The sequence below is a fragment of the Brevibacterium siliguriense genome (assembly GCF_900105315.1).
GTDB classification, from domain to species: domain Bacteria; phylum Actinomycetota; class Actinomycetes; order Actinomycetales; family Brevibacteriaceae; genus Brevibacterium; species Brevibacterium siliguriense.
Genome location: NZ_LT629766.1, coordinates 1,840,724 through 1,857,003 on the forward strand (window position 1 = coordinate 1,840,724; position 16,280 = coordinate 1,857,003).

12 protein-coding genes, 2 tRNA genes and 2 pseudogenes are annotated in these 16,280 nt (G+C 65.1%); 12 read left to right on the forward strand and 4 right to left on the reverse strand.

Features of this window, described 5'->3' with window-relative positions:
- Positions 1 to 520: 520 nt before the first annotated feature.
- From BLU88_RS08090 to BLU88_RS18935, 7 genes and pseudogenes are all read left to right on the forward strand, one after another.
- A pseudogene (locus BLU88_RS08090) lies at positions 521 to 2,706 on the forward strand (prolyl oligopeptidase family serine peptidase).
- A gap of 10 nt (positions 2,707 to 2,716) precedes the next feature.
- On the forward strand, positions 2,717 to 3,796 hold the full coding sequence (locus BLU88_RS08095; protein WP_092012232.1) for a lipoate--protein ligase family protein: 1,080 nt from the start codon (positions 2,717 to 2,719) through the stop codon (positions 3,794 to 3,796).
- Between the two features lie 107 nt (positions 3,797 to 3,903).
- Positions 3,904 to 4,599 carry a Type 1 glutamine amidotransferase-like domain-containing protein gene (locus BLU88_RS08100; RefSeq protein WP_231939721.1) on the forward strand — a complete coding sequence of 232 codons (696 nt, stop codon included), beginning with the start codon at positions 3,904 to 3,906 and terminating at the stop codon, positions 4,597 to 4,599.
- 93 nt (positions 4,600 to 4,692) lie between these two features.
- A complete protein-coding gene (thyX, locus tag BLU88_RS08105) occupies positions 4,693 to 5,478 on the forward strand; it encodes an FAD-dependent thymidylate synthase (protein ID WP_039211033.1) in 786 nt (261 codons plus the stop codon).
- Between the two features lie 85 nt (positions 5,479 to 5,563).
- The gene (locus BLU88_RS08110; RefSeq protein WP_092012234.1) at positions 5,564 to 6,142 is read left to right on the forward strand and encodes a maltokinase N-terminal cap-like domain-containing protein; all 579 of its coding nucleotides are present in this window, start codon (positions 5,564 to 5,566) and stop codon (positions 6,140 to 6,142) included.
- A 60-nt stretch (positions 6,143 to 6,202) separates the two neighbouring features.
- Positions 6,203 to 6,322 (forward strand): annotated as a pseudogene (locus tag BLU88_RS18640) (HIT family protein); the annotation flags it as partial.
- A 67-nt stretch (positions 6,323 to 6,389) separates the two neighbouring features.
- On the forward strand, positions 6,390 to 6,524 hold the full coding sequence (locus BLU88_RS18935) for a hypothetical protein (RefSeq protein WP_269457695.1): 135 nt from the start codon (positions 6,390 to 6,392) through the stop codon (positions 6,522 to 6,524).
- 73 nt (positions 6,525 to 6,597) lie between these two features.
- Here the strand turns inward: BLU88_RS18935 and BLU88_RS08120 are convergent, their stop codons facing one another.
- From BLU88_RS08120 to hrpB, 3 genes are all read right to left on the reverse strand, one after another.
- Positions 6,598 to 7,653 carry a zinc-binding dehydrogenase gene (locus BLU88_RS08120; RefSeq protein WP_092012237.1) on the reverse strand — a complete coding sequence of 352 codons (1,056 nt, stop codon included), beginning with the start codon at positions 7,651 to 7,653 and terminating at the stop codon, positions 6,598 to 6,600.
- 87 nt (positions 7,654 to 7,740) lie between these two features.
- Positions 7,741 to 8,709, reverse strand: a complete 969-nt coding sequence (locus tag BLU88_RS08125) for a 3-methyladenine DNA glycosylase (RefSeq protein ID WP_331712468.1) — start codon at positions 8,707 to 8,709, stop codon at positions 7,741 to 7,743.
- Between the two features lie 37 nt (positions 8,710 to 8,746).
- A complete protein-coding gene (gene hrpB, locus BLU88_RS08130) occupies positions 8,747 to 11,431 on the reverse strand; it encodes an ATP-dependent helicase HrpB (RefSeq protein ID WP_092012241.1) in 2,685 nt (894 codons plus the stop codon).
- 83 nt (positions 11,432 to 11,514) lie between these two features.
- On the opposite strand from hrpB, the gene BLU88_RS08135 reads away from it, so the two are divergent.
- From BLU88_RS08135 to BLU88_RS08155, 5 genes are all read left to right on the forward strand, one after another.
- Positions 11,515 to 12,321: a fumarylacetoacetate hydrolase family protein gene (locus BLU88_RS08135; RefSeq protein ID WP_092012244.1), complete on the forward strand. Its 807-nt coding sequence runs from the start codon at positions 11,515 to 11,517 to the stop codon at positions 12,319 to 12,321.
- 74 nt (positions 12,322 to 12,395) lie between these two features.
- The gene (gltX, locus tag BLU88_RS08140) at positions 12,396 to 13,862 is read left to right on the forward strand and encodes a glutamate--tRNA ligase (RefSeq protein WP_092012247.1); all 1,467 of its coding nucleotides are present in this window, start codon (positions 12,396 to 12,398) and stop codon (positions 13,860 to 13,862) included.
- 2 nt (positions 13,863 to 13,864) lie between these two features.
- Positions 13,865 to 15,163: an alpha/beta fold hydrolase gene (locus tag BLU88_RS08145; RefSeq protein ID WP_092012251.1), complete on the forward strand. Its 1,299-nt coding sequence runs from the start codon at positions 13,865 to 13,867 to the stop codon at positions 15,161 to 15,163.
- Between the two features lie 154 nt (positions 15,164 to 15,317).
- Positions 15,318 to 15,389, forward strand: a tRNA-Gln gene (locus tag BLU88_RS08150).
- Positions 15,390 to 15,427: 38 nt separating this feature from the next.
- Positions 15,428 to 15,500, forward strand: a tRNA-Glu gene (locus BLU88_RS08155).
- 85 nt (positions 15,501 to 15,585) lie between these two features.
- On the opposite strand, the gene BLU88_RS18940 is transcribed toward BLU88_RS08155, so the two are convergent.
- Positions 15,586 to 16,215 (reverse strand): DUF4282 domain-containing protein, encoded by a 630-nt coding sequence (locus BLU88_RS18940; RefSeq protein ID WP_092012254.1) that lies wholly within the window; start codon positions 16,213 to 16,215, stop codon positions 15,586 to 15,588.
- Between the last annotated feature and the right edge of the window lie 65 nt (positions 16,216 to 16,280).

The following is a 16,280-nucleotide window of genomic DNA, read 5'->3' on the forward strand; positions in this document are numbered from 1 at the left end:
CTGCGGTCGAAAGCGTGTGGGGAATGCTCAAAGGAATGGGCCCACTCTGGCAGGGCGTGCCCTCGGGGCCAGGAATCTCCGGGGTCCTTCCGCCTCGCAGCGAGAACGAAGCACTCTACGTCGCCGCTGCTGCTGAACCGTCCCTGAACGAGGACCCAAGGTTCGCGGAGATGTTTGCGGATGTCTACCACGTCTCCGACCGCAACGGACAGATCCTCATGACATTGACACGAACCAAGCCCGACGGACGGCTGAGCTCATTCGCCAACGGCCACCATTGGAAGTGGGAAGAACAGAAGCATCCGTGGGAATTCGAACTGCAGAGCCGCCTCGGCGATGCTTCGGCTGTTGGCCGCAGACCGACGATATCGACCGCCCGGCACGACAGCTCTACGAGAAACTCGGCTTCACCGAGCTCGGCCACGGCCCCGAAGCCCCCCCCACCGGACGGCCCGGCCCGATTATGTACCGGAACCCGAGGTGGGGCAACCACGTCGGTGGCGGTCATTAGGATGAGAATATGCGCGAAGAAGACTCACCATCAGCGGCCCCGACGACGAACGCCGATCTGCCCGACGACGAAAACCTCTGGCTCGAAGACATCTACGGCGAGCAGCAGATCGCCTGGGTGAAGAACCAGAACGCGACGGTCCTCGAACGATTCCACGACGACCTCTTCGACGACATCGCCGGTGACCTGAGGACCGCGCTGGACTCCGACGACCGCATTCCGATGGTCACCAAACGCGGGGACCACTTCTATAACTTCTGGCGGGATCAGACGAACCCGAAAGGACTGTGGCGTCGCACCACTTGGGACAGCTACCGCACGGCCGCACCCGACTGGGACGTGCTGCTCGACCTCGACGCGCTGGCTGCAGAGGAAGACACAGCTTGGGTCTGGTCGGGGGCGATGGTTCGCCGCAGCGACAATCGGCGCGCACTCGTCCTCCTGTCCCCGGACGGAGGAGACTCACACCGAGTCCGCGAATTCGACCTCGACGACCGCGCCTTCGTCGACGGCGGCTTCGACATCCCCGCCGCCAAAACCCGCCTGGCCTGGCTCGACGACGACACCGTGCTCGTTGCCACCGAAACCGACGCCGACTCACTGACGACCTCGTCCTACCCACGCCAAGCCCGAGCGCTCCGCCGCGGTCAGAGCCTCGACGACGCCCCGATCGTCGCCGAAGTGCCGCGCGACCACGTCGCGATCTTCGTCGGCAGCGATATCCGGCCGGACACCGAAACCACCGACCGTGCCGTCATCGTCGACGCCATCGACTTCTTCAATTCGACGATGAGCTTCCTCGATCTCGACGACATCACGGGCGCTGACGGTTCGCTCTCCACCGAACCGACGAAGTGGGCAGACGCACTCAACCAGGTCGACGTCCCCACCGACGTCGAGGTCGGATTCGAACGCGACCTCGTGCTCTTCCGACCCCAGTCGACATGGAAGTCCGCCACCACCGAGGTGGCCGCCGGCGGCCTTGCCACCGCCGATATCGATGCGGTCAAGGCAGGCGAGATCGCTCCACGCGTGATCTTCACCCCCGACGCCCACACCTCCCTGCAGTCCTTCACCTTCACCCGGGACTACCTCGTGCTCGAGCTGCTCGCCGACGTCCAGTCGAAGCTCACGGTCCTTGACCTGGGCAACGACTTCGCCGAATCCACTCTGCCCGGAGTCCCGGCCAATCACATGGTCGGCCTCGGCGCGGTCGACAAGTTCGATCCGGCCACCGCAAATGACTTCTGGATGGTCAGCACCGGCTTCCTCACCCCCTCGACCCTGTCGTACGGAACCCTGGGAACCGACTCAGACGAACCCGCAACAGAGGTGGTCAAATCAGCACCGGCGATGTTCGATGCCGAAGGGCTGAGCGTCGAACAGCACTTCGCCACCAGCACCGACGGAACGAAGGTCCCGTATTTCCAGATCGGGGCCGACGACCTCGTGCTCGACGGTGACAATCCCACACTGCTCGATGGCTACGGAGGATTCGAAGTCAGCCGCACTCCCGGATACTCACCCGTCGTCGGAATCGGCTGGCTGAGTCGGAGCACCACCGGAAACATCCTCCCGGCAGACCGCCGAGGCGTCTACGTGCTCGCGAACATCCGCGGCGGCGGTGAATACGGCCCTGAGTGGCACACCTCGGCGATGCGGGAGAACCGCATGCGCTGCTATGAAGACCACTCGGCCGTGGCGCGCGATCTCATCGCCCGCGGAGTGACGAGCCCGAAGACGCTCGCCTGCGCCGGCGGATCCAACGGGGGCTGCTGGTGGGCAATATGCTCACACAATATCCCGAGCTCTTCGGCGCAGTCTCCTGCGGTGTCCCGTTGCTGGACATGGCCCGGTACACGAAACTGAGCGCCGGCTATTCGTGGAAAGCCGAATATGGCGACCCGGACGTGGCCGAGGACTGGGCGTTCATCAAGGAATTCTCGCCCTACCACCTCCTCGAGGACGGACAGGACTATCCGCCGGTGTTGTTCTGGACGGCCACCTCGGATGATCGGGTGGGACCGGTGCAGGCACGGAAGATGGCCGCCCGGATGCAGGCGCAGGGAATCGCGAACGTGTGGTTCTTCGAAGACACTGAAGGCGGACATTCCGCCGCATCGGACAACGAACAGACCGCGTTCACCCGGGCGTTGAGCTACCGGTTCATGTGGAATGCACTGACGGGGGAGTAGGTTGGGAGACATGACGAACGACACGCAGCACTTCCACGGCGAATTTAAGGTCATCGGCGGCAAACTCGTCGTCGCCGATGTGACCTCCGACGGCAAGACCATCACCGAGGTGAAGATCTCCGGTGACTTCTTCCTCGAACCGGAAGAAGCCTATTTCGACCTCGCGCCGGCCCTCGTCGGCGCAAGCGTCACCGCCGACAATGCGACGCTGCGCGGCCGTCTCGATGAGGCTCTGGCCGGCTACGGTTCGGAACTGGCGATGCACGGGTTCTCGACTGCCGATATCGCCACGGTCGTGCGTCGAGCTCTGGGCTCGGCTGCGAACTTCACCGACTTCGACTGGCAGGTCATCCGCGGAGAGGTGCTGCCCACTCAGCTCAATGTGGCACTCGATCAGGTTCTGCTCGAAGAAGTCGCGGCCGGTCGTCGCCAGCCGACCCTGCGGTTCTGGGAATGGGAGGACACGGCCGCCGTCATCGGAGCCTTTCAGTCCTACGTCAACGAACTGCGGCCCGAAGGTGTGGAAAAGCACAACGTCCAGGTCGTGCGCCGCATCTCCGGAGGCGGAGCCATGTTCATGGAGGGCGGCAACTGCATCACCTATTCGATCTTCGTTCCGCCTGCCCTCGTCGCCGGTCTCGATTACGAAGAGTCGTACGTGTTCCTCGACCAGTGGGTGCTCGCGGCGCTGAAGACCTTCGGCGTGGAGGCGTTCTACAAGCCGATCAATGACATCTCCTCGACCGGAGGAAAGATCGGCGGTGCCGCTCAGAAGCGGATGCGCGACGGAGCCCTGCTCCACCACGTGACGATGAGCTATGACATCGACGCGGACAAGATGGTCGAGGTGCTGCGCATCGGAGAAGCGAAGATCTCCGACAAGGGCGTGGCGAGTGCGAAGAAACGCGTCGATCCGCTGCGGAGCCAGACAGGTGAAGCGCGCAAGGACATCATCGATGTCATGGCCGACACCTTCGCCAACCGATACGGGGCCACCTACGGTACGTACACTCCGGAGGAGCTCGAACGGGCCCAGGAGCTCGTCGATGAGAAATTCGGGACCGAGAAGTGGACGCACCGGGTGCCGTGAGCACGCCTGAACCCACCGCTTTCCGGGGTACCATCGTGGCTCTTGGCGGCGGTGGATTCTCGATGTCCGAGTTCGGGAAATCGGCCATCGATGACGAACTCCTGCGGATGGCGAGTCAGCGAAGGTCTGCGGATGGACGTCGATCGACGTCTGCGGACGTGTGTCGACGAAGTGTCTCATCCGGACTTCCACACGTCTGCTTCGTCCCCACCGCCTCCGGCGACAGTCGTGACTACACTGAGAGGTTCGAAGCGGCTTTCGAAGGGCGAGCACAGACCCATGTCCTCTCCCTGTTCGGGCAGAGCCCGCGGGACTACCAGGATCCGTCAATGCTGCTCGACATGGACCTCATCTACGTCGGTGGCGGCTCGACGGCGAACCTGCTCAGCCTCTGGCGTCGGCATGGAGTCGACGAACTGATGAAGAAGGCAGCTGCCGGCGGCACGATCCTCGCCGGCATCAGTGCGGGAGCTAATTGCTGGTTCCGTGCCTCCTCGACGGATTCGTTCGGACCGTTGGCACCGTTGAACGACGGTCTCGGATTTCTGCAGGGGAGCGCCTGCCCGCACTTGCACGGCGAGCCAGGGCGAGAGGAATCCTTCCGGGGTTGGATCGCGGATGGGAGCCTGCCCGGTCCCGGGACTGCCATCGACGATCATGCCGCGGTCGTGTATGTCGACGGTGTGGCCACCTCGGTGATGGTTGAGGCCGCGAGGGCGACGGCCTACATCGTCGAACCAGACGGAAACCTGTGTGAGCTCGACGAGCACAAGCACGTCCTACCCGCCAGCGAACACGACTGAGGCGAACAGAATTTGGGTGGGGATCCGTCAACGAAACGAGTCGCGCTGTCTGTAGGATTGGGAATCAATCACGTCCCCTTCACTAGGAGAGCCATGCGCCAGGTCGAACCGTCCGTTGAACTGCTTGCCAAACCCAATATCGATTGGGAAGCGATGAGGACTTACCTCGACGAGGTGGGCGGAACCTCATGGGCGGACCGGGTCGAAGAGGCTGAATCCCCGGACGCCGAGGATCTCCTCGAGTTCTCCGGGCGCATGTGCTACCGCTCGTGGGAGCCGGGACTCAACCCGAACGTCTCGCGGGTGCGCACCGATTCCGCGCAGTACCTCGGCAACGTGGTGAAGTCCCAGCATGGATCCGTGCTCGAACACGCGAACTTCACCTTCGTCCTCCACAACGTCTCGCGCGTGCTCACTCACGAGCTCATCCGTCACCGTGCAGGATCGGCGTTCTCGCAGGAATCGCTTCGCTACGTCCGTCTCTCCGACATTCCTTTCTGGTTCCCCGAGTGGGCTCGCGAAGATCCCGAACTCATGGAACGCAGCCTCAAAGTCCTCGACACCCTCGAAGAGCACCAGAAGTGGATGGCCGAGCACTTCGAACTCGACGAGGAAGGCACGAAGTTCTCACATAAGAAGCACATGACCTCGTTCATGCGCCGCTTCGCCCCTGAGGGTCTGGCAACCGGCATCGTCTACACCGCGAACCTGCGCTCCCTGCGCCACGTCATCGAGATGCGCACCGCGAAGGGCGCCGAAGAGGAGATCCGCCTCATCTTCAACAAGATCGGTGAAGTCATGCGAGAAGAGGCCCCGGCGGTCTTCGCCGACTACGAAGTCGTCGACGGAGAATGGATCCCCGGCACGCGCAAGGCCTGACCGGCAGCGGGTCAACCGCGACCAGCCGTACCTGACACCAGCAGCACCTGACACCGTCGTCACTCAGTTCTCAGGAGGAACCGCCATGGCAGATATCTATTCAGCTCAGCTCAATCCAGGCAAGCTCGACGTCGTCACCGACTGGGTGGCCAAACAGGGATGGGCCGCCGAGCTCGACCTCGAGGCGAACCCGCTCGAAGCCGTCACCGCGTACCGTTTCGATGACCCCGCCGGTGAGGTGGGCATCGAGATCCACATCGTGAAGAGCGGCGACCAGCTGCTGCAGGTGCCGCTGACCTACCGCGGAGCACCTCTCGAAGGCGCCGACGAGGCGTTCGTGGCGAACATGGAGCACTCGGTGCTCGGCAAGCGGTGGGTCTACGCCGGCATGGGCGACCCGCTGTTCCGGCAGCGCCTCGACCACACGATCGCCACTGCATCGACCGCGGCGAAGCAGTACCGCGTCGACGACGAGGGCAATCGGGGAGAAGAGATCACCGATGTGGCTCACGCCTTCGGGACCGGCCCACTGCCGGGCGCCGAAGACGTTGAGATCCTCTATCGCCTGTCGCCCGAATCGCCGGCAGAGAAGTCCGACGCAGGTCTGCTGCTGGGCCGCTGGGATGGTCAGGACACGAACGTCGTCCTCGCCATCATGGTCTGAACATCGCAGCCGAACACCCTACGGCACAGTCCACTCACGGCGAGGGAGGAACCGGATCTGATGAACAGCGACTGCATCTTCTGCCAGATCGTCGCGGGTGAGGCACCGAGTGCGCCGATCGCCGAGACCGAATCGACGTTCGCGTTCATGGACATCCAGCCCGGGTCGGATGGGCATCTGCTCGTTGTGCCGAAGCGTCACAGCACGGATCTGCGGGACATCCCGGCTGACTGTGTTCCACTTCCACATGCACGTCATTCCGCGCTGCCGGGACAAGGACAAGGATCGTCTGCGTCTGCCGTTCGAGCCCGGCGTCCGCGGAAATCAGGACCTCATCGGTTCCCTTGCGTCGAGCATGCGGGAGTCATTCGGCGAGGGATGATGCATTGCCGCGATCGCCGCCGTTGCGCTCGACGTCGCCGAGGCGACGCACAGTGCCCAGGCCGTCGGCCGTCTCACCTGGTCAAGTCGATGATTGTCATTCCTGCCGGGGCGGAGGGCGATCCCATCGCCTCCATCGCCGCGGGCGCCTCGTCGAGTCCGATGACGTTCGAGACGAGATCCTGCGGGCGCAGCCGCCCCTGAACGACGAGGTCCACGAGCTCCGGGTACTCGGCCGCTGCCATTCCGTGCGAGCCGAGCACACTGAGCTCGAGAGCGATCACCCGCGGCAGGTCGATGACCGGCTCGGCAGGCAGCAGCCCGATCTGCACATGTCGGCCCAAGGGCGCCAGTGCACCGATCGCCGCCCGGATCGTGTCCTCTCGACCCAAGGCATCGACAGTCACAGCCACTCCATCAGGATCGGTCGACGCGAACTGCGCGACCACCTCGGCGCCGAGCTGGGCCGGGTCGAGATCGCGGGCATTGACACATCGTTCGGCCCCGAACTCACTGGCGGATTCCAAGGCCGCATCGCTGACGTCGACGGCCACCACCCTCGCGCCGAGTGCCCGGGCGATCATGATCGCCGACAGCCCCACGCCGCCGCAGCCGAACACGGCGACAGTCTCGTCCGCGCCAAGTTGAGCCCGCACGCGCAGACCGTGGAAGGCGGTGGCGAATCGACAGCCGAGCCCGACCACCGCCGCGGCCGGCAGATCCTCGGGCACGGCCACGAGGTTCGCATCGGCATTGTGGATGACGACCTGTTCCGCCCACGACCCGAAATGCGTGAATCCCGGCTGCGTCTGATCGGGGCAGACCTGCGCATTTCCGGAAGTGCACCACCGACAATTCCCGCACCCGCACACGAACGGGACGGTCACTCGCTGACCGACGCGGAATTCCTGCACACCTGACCCCGCCGAGGTGACCCGACCCACCAGCTCATGCCCGGGAACATGGGGCAGGCTGATCGTCGAGTCGTGGCCGGCCCACGCGTGATGATCGCTGCGGCACACCCCGGTGGCTTCGACGTCGATGACGACGCCGGCAGCGTGGGCAGCGGGAGCAGGGATCTCCTGCAGTTGAGGTCGGGCGGAGAACTGATCGAAGACAACGGCGCGCATACCGCCGATCGTAGGCGGTAGGCCGGGCGCGAACCCAGCGTGTCCGCTCTGTGGCGACTGCCTGTCAGTCGACTTACCGTCGGCACCTCAGTGTGGATGGATTCCGGCAGCTGCCAAAGCACCGAGCAGCCGCGCACGCAGGGACTGCGCCCGCCCGGAGAACGCCTTCTGCCGTTCCATGTACTCGACCTTTCCTGCAGCGGTCTCGATGGCGACGACCCCGTAGCCCCATCCGCGAAGGTCATAGGGGGAGGCCTCCATATCGAGGGTGCGGATGTCGAGCGCCAGATCGAAGCAGTCGACGACGAGATCCGAATCAGCGATCGGCGAGATCTTCATCGCCCACTTGTACAGATCCATCCCCGCATGCAGACACCCGGGCTGTTCGTTGGAGATCATGCCCTCGCGGCTCGGCTGCAGGGTGTTGAGCGGCCGAGCCGGCTCGGTGAAGAAACGAAACGCATCATGATGCGAACACTGGATGCGGTGGCCCTCGACGACAGCATCAGTCTCGGCCGGATTCAGTCGCAAAGGCACCTGCTGATGCCGACGCTGCTCCTCGGTGAGCCGGTAGACCATCGCCCACTCATGGATTCCGAAACACCCGAAATTCGCCTCCCGGTTCAGCGTCGACGACAGCAGGGAAGCGATGAACTTCGCCCCATCCCCACGGTCGGCACGCCAAGACTCGAGGTCCACCTCGGCGACGTTCCGGTCATCGTCGATGCGGTACCAACGTCGGTCGAAATACCGGCGATCGGCCGCCTCGGCGAGTTCGACGCGCACGCCCGGACCGGGGTGCCACTTCTTCAGCTGCCCGACCTTGAATGGGTAATAGGTGAAGAGGAAATCCTCAACCGGATGGCTCTCCTGCCGCATCCGCCGCTTGATATGCGCATCGGTGCGCTCGGCGATCCGCCGTTCGTGCTCATCCCGTGCCCCGTGCCAGTGGGAGGCAGGAACGACACCATCACCGAGGCGGCCCGACGATTCATCGGCATGCTCGGTCTCCGCCCTGTACGGGGCGGGAGTCGTGGAGGAGGGTGCGGAAGTCACCGCACCATTGTCCCAGACAGCCGAGTCGGCCTCCAGCTCAGCGGCCTGAGCGCTTCGTGCCCTTCGCCGCAGGTGCCGTCAACGGGTCCTCTGGCCACGGATGCTTCGGGTAGCGGCCCCGATTCTCGGCTCTGACGTGGGCATACGCGTTCGCCCAGAAGGACGCGAGGTCACTGGTCACTGCCAAGGGCCTGCGGGCGGGGGAGAGCAGATGCATCGTGACGGGCACTCGGCCGTCGCAGACGCGAGGCACATCGGTCCACCCGAAGCACTCCTGGAGCTTGACCGCGAGGATCGGGCTCGGGATCTCGGCGCGATCAGGATCCGGGTACTCGAGGCGGACGCGTGATCCGCTGGGCACCTCGATGTGGGTCGGGGCCAGCTCGTCGAGTCGGGCCGCTTCGGGCCACGGCAGCAGAGTGCGCAGCGCGGATTTGAGGTCCACGCGGCCCGGATCCGAGCCCTTCGCGATCCGGTCGAGCGCCTCCGGACACCACTGATCGAGCGTGACCGACAGGTGCTCCCACGTCACGTCCGGCCACGGTTCGCCGAAAACTGAGCGGAGCAGACCGAGCCTGGTTCGCAGCGATTCGAAGGCTTCGGACGGACGAAGGACCTTACGGGCTCCCCGCTCACGCACCGATTCGGCAATGGCGCGGCGAGCGAGCTCGGGGCTGGCTTGGATCGGGGTGGACGAGAGTTCGATCCCGCCGAGGCGGCTGCGCCGAACCGCACGGACCTTGCCGCCCTCGAAGCTCGCCGTCTCCTCCGTGTGCAGCAGTCCGGCGCCGGCGAGTTCCGCGGTGTCGACGTCGATGGGGACCGCGGACCGGATGATCGCCCGCGACCCGGACAGTCCCACCTCAGCGATGGCCAGCCAGGGACTGCCCTGCAGGGACGAGTCTCGCGGCAGGCTCGCCGCAGTGCCCGAGGCCAGCAGGTATTCGGAGTCCGATGAGCTGCGCAGCCGCGCAATCTGCAGGGGATAGGACAACGCGGTGACGAACCCGAGGTCCTCAGGGGTGAGCGACATGCCGGAGCTGTCGGTGGCTTCGCCGGTGTCGGCAGTTCCGCCGTGGCCGGTTCCGCCGCCCGTGTTCTCGTCACCGCCGCCGGCCGCGAATTCGCGTGCGATCGAGGCGAACCGTTTGCGGTCCTGAGCGAATCGGGAATCTCTGCTGCGTCGCAGCTGTCGAAGAAGTGCCGAGAGGTCGGCGCCGGGAGCTCTCTGATCGGATTCGATGACGGCGATCGCCTCGGCCGCACGAGCAGGGGAGAGCAGGTCAGCCCCGTCGAGGAGACCGCGTGCCGACCACACCGAGGCGGGAATCGCCGCGATCGCCCGGCCGGTCTCGGTGGCATGCAGTGCTGATAGCGGGAGCTCGGATGAATCCGCAGTCACTTCCACAGCCCCCAACGCCACGAGATTGTCGACCGCCTGCCGCTTCGGGCCCGCGGGCAGAGGATCGGGCAGCAAGTCCTCGTCTCCTCCCCAGACGGCCAGCGCGAGGACTGCAGAGGTGAGGTCCGAGGTCGCGATCTCGGGAGGAGTGTGCTCGGGCAGGCTCGCCCAATCGGCCTCTGACATGCACCGATATGCGACACCCGGTCCCTGCCGGGCGGCACGACCGGAGCGTTGCGTGCCTGAGGCCTTCGACCCCCGCATCGTGACCAGCCCGGACATGCGTCGTCTCGTATCCAGGCGTGGTCCGCGGGAGAGTCCGGAGTCGACGACGATGCGCACACCGTCGATGGTCAGCGCCGATTCGGCGACCGACGTCGAGACGATGACCCGCCGGCTCCGTTCCCTGTCCGCCTGCGGCCGCAGGATCGCGTCCTGCTCCTTCGCAGGGGTCCGGCCCGTCAGCGTGTGCACTTCGACCGCAGAACCACCGCCCACGCTCGTCTCCACACGGCCTCGCACCCGGGAAGCCACCTCGTCGACCTCGCGCGCGCCGGGAGCGAAGACGAGCGCATCCCCGTCGGCGTTCTCCTCCACAGCGCGCACGGTCACCGCGGCCAGATGGTCAAGGAAGTTCCAGGTCACGCCTCGTGCATCGAGCGGTCGCTCCTTCGCCGGCGCCCATCGGACTTCCAGGGGATAGGTATCGGCGGCCACCGACAGCAGAGTCGCCGGCGCCTGCGGCCCATCGCCGAGACGCTCGGACCACAGCTGCGCATCCAAGGTCGCGGACATGACGACGATGGACAGATCCTCACGCAGAGCGGCCAACTCCCGGCACATCGCGTACGCGAGATCCGTATCCAACTGCCGCTCATGCACCTCGTCGAGGATCACTCCGGCGACTCCGGTCAGTTCCGGATCACGCAGCAGTCGGGACAGGAGCACGCCCGTGGTGACGAACTCGATGCGAGTCGCAGACGAGGTCCGCGACTCACCGCGGACGGTGTAGCCCACCACCTCGCCGAGGCGGGTCTCCGTCAACGTTGCGAGCCGCCTGGCCGCGGCGCGGGCCGCCATCCGGCGGGGTTGGGTGACGATGATGCGGACCGGTTCCGCACCTGCCAACGACCGCGCCAGATAGTCGGCGATCATCGGCGGCACCACGGTGGTCTTACCGGTTCCGGGGGGAGCCTCCACGACCAATCTCGGGAAGGGGGCCGCCTCGGCGAGGTTCAGCTCATCAATGAGCGCGGCCGCGGGCAGTCCGGCCCCGATGCGGGCGAGATCGAAGGCGAGCGGGAGGTGCGGATCGGGCATGGCACTAGTCTCTCAGGTCGACGTCGCGACGCCGACGAGCACCGACGCGCGGAAGGCGCCTGGCACTGACTAGACTGGGGCATATGCGTATCGCCAGATTTGTACATCAGGACGAGCCCAAATACGGAGTCGTCGAAGGTGAAGTGCCGCCGATCACCGACGGCAGTTGGGACACGTCGGGACTCGAACTCGCCGTTCTCGACTCGGACCCGTTCTTCTCTCCGGCCCAATCGACAGGGGAGAGGCTGAAGATCGACGACGTGCGTCTGGTCAGCCCCATCCTGCCGCGTTCGAAGGTCATCGGCGTCGGCCGCAACTTCGCCGACCACGCCGCCGAACTCGGCAATGAAGTGCCGGTCTCACCCTTGACCTTCTTCAAACCCAATACCTCGGTCATCGGACCTGGCGACCCCATCCGCCTGCCTGCCATCAGCGAATATGTCTCCTATGAGGCCGAACTCGCCGTCATCATCGGCCGAGTGGCCAAGGGAGTGAAGGCCGAGAACGCCTTCGACCACGTCCTCGGATACACCGCCGGAAACGATGTGACCCTGCGCGACATCCAGAAGGCCGACAAGCAGTGGTCGCGTGCGAAGGGCTTCGACACCTCCTGCCCGCTGGGCCCGTGGATCGAGACCGAACTCGACGTCGACGACCTGAACATCCGTTCCTGGGTCGACGGAGACAAGAAGCAGGACGGGACCACCGCCGACTTCATCTTCGACATCCCGACCCTCATCGAGCACCTGTCCGAGACCATCACTCTGCTGCCCGGCGACGTCATCCTCACCGGAACCCCGGCCGGAGTCGGCCAGATCGTGTCCGGCAACCGCGTCGACATCGCCATCGAAGGGCTCGGTGTCCTGTCGAACCCGGTCATGGACGCCTGAGCCGACCCGCACACCACCAGCGCCACCGCGCACACCACAGACTCACACCCGAGAAGATCACGCAAAGGACAATCGTGAGCGTCAAAGTTCGTTTCTGCCCATCACCCACCGGCACCCCGCACGTCGGCATGGTCCGCACGGCCCTGTTCAACTGGGCCTATGCCAAGCGCACCGGCGGCAAGTTCGTCTTCCGCATCGAAGACACCGACGCGGCACGTGACTCCGAAGAGAGCTTCGGCCAGGTCGTCGAGGCCCTCAAATGGCTGGGCCTGGACTGGGACGAAGGCATCGAGGTCGGCGGCGACAACGGACCCTACCGCCAGTCGCAGCGCGGTGAGATCTACGCCGACGTCATCGAGAAGCTCAAGGCCGGCGGCCACATCTACGAGTCCTTTTCCACCAACGAAGAGGTCGAAGCCCGCCACAAGGCCGCGGGCCGCGACCCCAAGCTCGGCTATGACGGGTTTGACCGCGACCTCACCGACGAGCAGAAGGCCGCCTTCCGCGCCGAAGGTCGCGAGCCCGTGTGGCGTGTGCGCATGCCCGACGAGGACATCACCTTCACCGACCTCGTCCGCGGCGACATCACCTTCAAGGCCGGCACCGTGCCTGACTTCGTCGTCGTCCGCTCAGGCGGCCAGCCCCTGTACACCCTGGTCAACCCCGTCGACGATGCGCTGATGGGCATCACCCATGTGCTCCGCGGCGAGGACATCCTGTCCTCGACCCCGCGCCAGATCGCTCTCTACGAACACCTCAAGGCCATCGGAATCGCCGAGGCGACCCCCGAATTCGGCCACCTGCCCTACGTCATGGGCGAGGGCAACAAGAAGCTGTCGAAGCGCGACCCCGAATCGAACCTGTTCCTCCACCGCGAGAACGGCTTCATCCCCGAGGGTCTCATCAACTACCTCGCCCTGCTCGGCTGGTCCATCGGACCCGACCGTGACGTGTTCAGCGTCAAGGAGTTCACCGAGGCCTTCGACATCCACGATGTCCTGCCCAACCCGGCCCGGTTCGACGTGAAGAAGGCCACCGCCATCAACGCCGACCACATCCGCCTCCTCGAGCCGGGTGTCTTCCGAGACCGGCTGGTGCCGTATCTCCAGGCCGCCGAGGTGCTCCCGGAGTCACCGACGGACGCTCAGCTGGTGATCCTCGACCGGGCGGCACCGCTCGTCCAGACCCGCATGAAGCTGCTCGGCGAAGCTCCCGACCTGCTCGCGTTCCTCTTCACCTCCGACGCCGACCTCGTCATGGCCGAAGACGGTCTGAAGACGCTCAAGGACTCCGCCCCCGAGGTGCTCGCCGCCTCCATCGAGGTCCTCGAAGGCCTCGACGAGTGGACGACGGCCAAGCTCGAAGAGGTGCTCTCAGCCAAACTCGTCGACGAGATGGAGATCAAGCCGCGCCTGGCCTACGGCCCGCTGCGTGTGGCCGTGTCCGGCCGCAAGGTCTCCCCGCCGCTGTTCGAGTCGATGGAGATCCTCGGCAAGGACTCATCTCTCACTCGCCTCAAGGCACTCGCGGCACAACTGTGACCATGGGAGAGCAGACGAACTGGACCCGCGGGGGCCTGCACTTCCGTGATGTGACGATCACCGTCCCCTTCGATCATTTCGGACGGGCGGGGGAAGCCGCCTCGGCGAAGGTGAACCTGCCGGACACGGTGAACGTGTTCGCACGGATCATCGCCACCGAGGCGGACAGCCGGAAGCCCTACCTCGTGTACCTGCAGGGCGGGCCCGGCGTGGAAGCTCCGCGCCCGGGCATCGTCGGCGGTGCCAGCGGGTGGGTGAAGCGCGCCCTCGAGGAGTTTCAGGTCGTCATGCTCGACCAGCGCGGAACCGGGAAGTCGAACCCGATCGGTTCGGTCGACGGGGCCATCACCGGCCTTGAGACGGTAGGGGAGGACCCGGCCGCGATCGCCGAGGCGCTGTCCTGCTTCCGAGCCGATTCGATCGTCGAGGACGCGGAGATCCTGCGCGGCCACCTCGGCGCGGAGACGTGGTCCCTGCTGGGGCAGTCCTTCGGCGGATTCACGACGCTGCGTTATATCTCTGCGCATTCGAGCGCGCTGCACGAGGTGTATTTCACCGGGGGTCTGCCGGCGATCGGCCTCGACCCGGCGACCGTCTACGGACGGACGTGGGAGGGGATGATCCGCAAGTCCGAGCAGTATTATGCGGCGTTCCCCGGCGACCGTGAGAAGATGCGGCACCTCGTCGAGCTCGCGTCGGCTGGTGAGGGTCTTGCCCTGCCCGGGGGAGCACGGGCGACGCCGGAGCGGATCCGTCTGCTCGGGCACTTCCTCGGATCCTCGGACGGTCCGGAGAAGCTGCACTATCTGCTCGACCACGATTTCGGTTCGTCGGCGTTCCGGCATGACCTCGCCGCATCCCTGCCGTTCTCGGGACGGAACCCGCTCTATGCGGTCATCCACGAATCCTGCTGGGCTGACGGCACCACGACGAACTGGGCAGCCAGGCGGGCGATGCCCGATGCCGTCCGTGAGGACCCCACCCTGCTGGCCGGTGAGCACGCCGGACCCGAGTCCCTGCACGAGGATCCGGAGCTTACGCCCTTCGCCGAGGTGGCCGAGATCGTCGCCGCACGTCAGTGGCCCGGTCTCTACGATGTCGACGCTCTGTGGGCCGCCTCGGTGCGCGGCGCTGCGGCGGTGTATTTCGAGGACGCGTACGTGCCGGTGGAGTATTCGCTCGCCACGGCCGAACACCTTTCAGGGGTGCATCCGTGGGTGACGAACGAGTACGAACACAACGGTCTGCGCGCCGACGGATACCGGGTCTTCGACCGGCTCATCGGCCTCGCCCGCGGGTGATGTCCGGGCCCGTCGGCAGGGGACGGTGAGCCTGTATTGTTAAGAAGGTCACACCGAAAACGACCCCCTGAGATTTGTCCGGAGGCGGGGTGCTTGTGTAGAGTTATATCTCGTTGCTCAGGGAATTCTCCACGGGGAAGACCTTGAAAAACATTGGGCTATGGTGTAATTGGCAGCACGAGTGATTCTGGTTCATTTAGTCTAGGTTCAAGTCCTGGTAGCCCAGCGGACACAGTCTGGATCAGTCCAGGAGTGTTGTTCTAAGCCCCCGTCGTCTAGTGGCCTAGGACGCCGCCCTCTCAAGGCGGTAACGGCAGTTCGAATCTGCTCGGGGGTACGGTTGAGCCCCGCACCGAATTTCGGTGCGGGGCTCACTCTAATTCACGGGCGCTTTCCTGCGCCTGTCTTCGCCTGAGGCCGTGTCAGCGAGAGACGGAATCGGCGATGCGCTGCGTGTGCTCGGCCGTCTTGATGTTGGAGACGATGAGCTCGAGCACGAGACGGACGCCGATGACCCACAGCGCCGGAATGATCCAGCCGAAGATGATCGACAGGATCAGCGGCAGCACACTGAAGCTCGGACCGCCGCTGAGGTAGCTCGCTGCCGAACCTGCGGCGACCCCCGTCGTGATGCCAGCGACGATGGTCCCGAGGTAGGACAGAGCCGCGACCACGATCGCGATGATGTAGATGAAGCCCGCCCACTTCACTGCAATGAAGTTGTCGAAGCGGATGTCGAAGAGCGACTTGAAGAAACCAGCCTGCTGAGGTGCCGACTGCGGAGCCTGACCATACGCTGGCTGACCGTAGGCGGGCTGACCATACGCCTGCTGATAGGGATCCTGCTGGTAAACGCCGGGCTGGGAGTATCCGCCCTGCTGATACTGCTGCCCCTGTGCCTGATAGGCGTTGGGATCGTAAGTTCCCTGCTGATAGGTGGGCTGGTCGGGCTGGGCATTCTCCGGCTGGTCTCCCGCGCTCGGGTTCTGGCCGTCGAGGTTCTGCTCAGCCGAGCTGCTGTTCGGGTCGTTCGGGTTCTGCGGTGTCGACATTATGTCCCTCTCACGAAAGGAGCGCACCCTAAGCAGGGCACACTCGCCTGATATCTGCCTGTAGT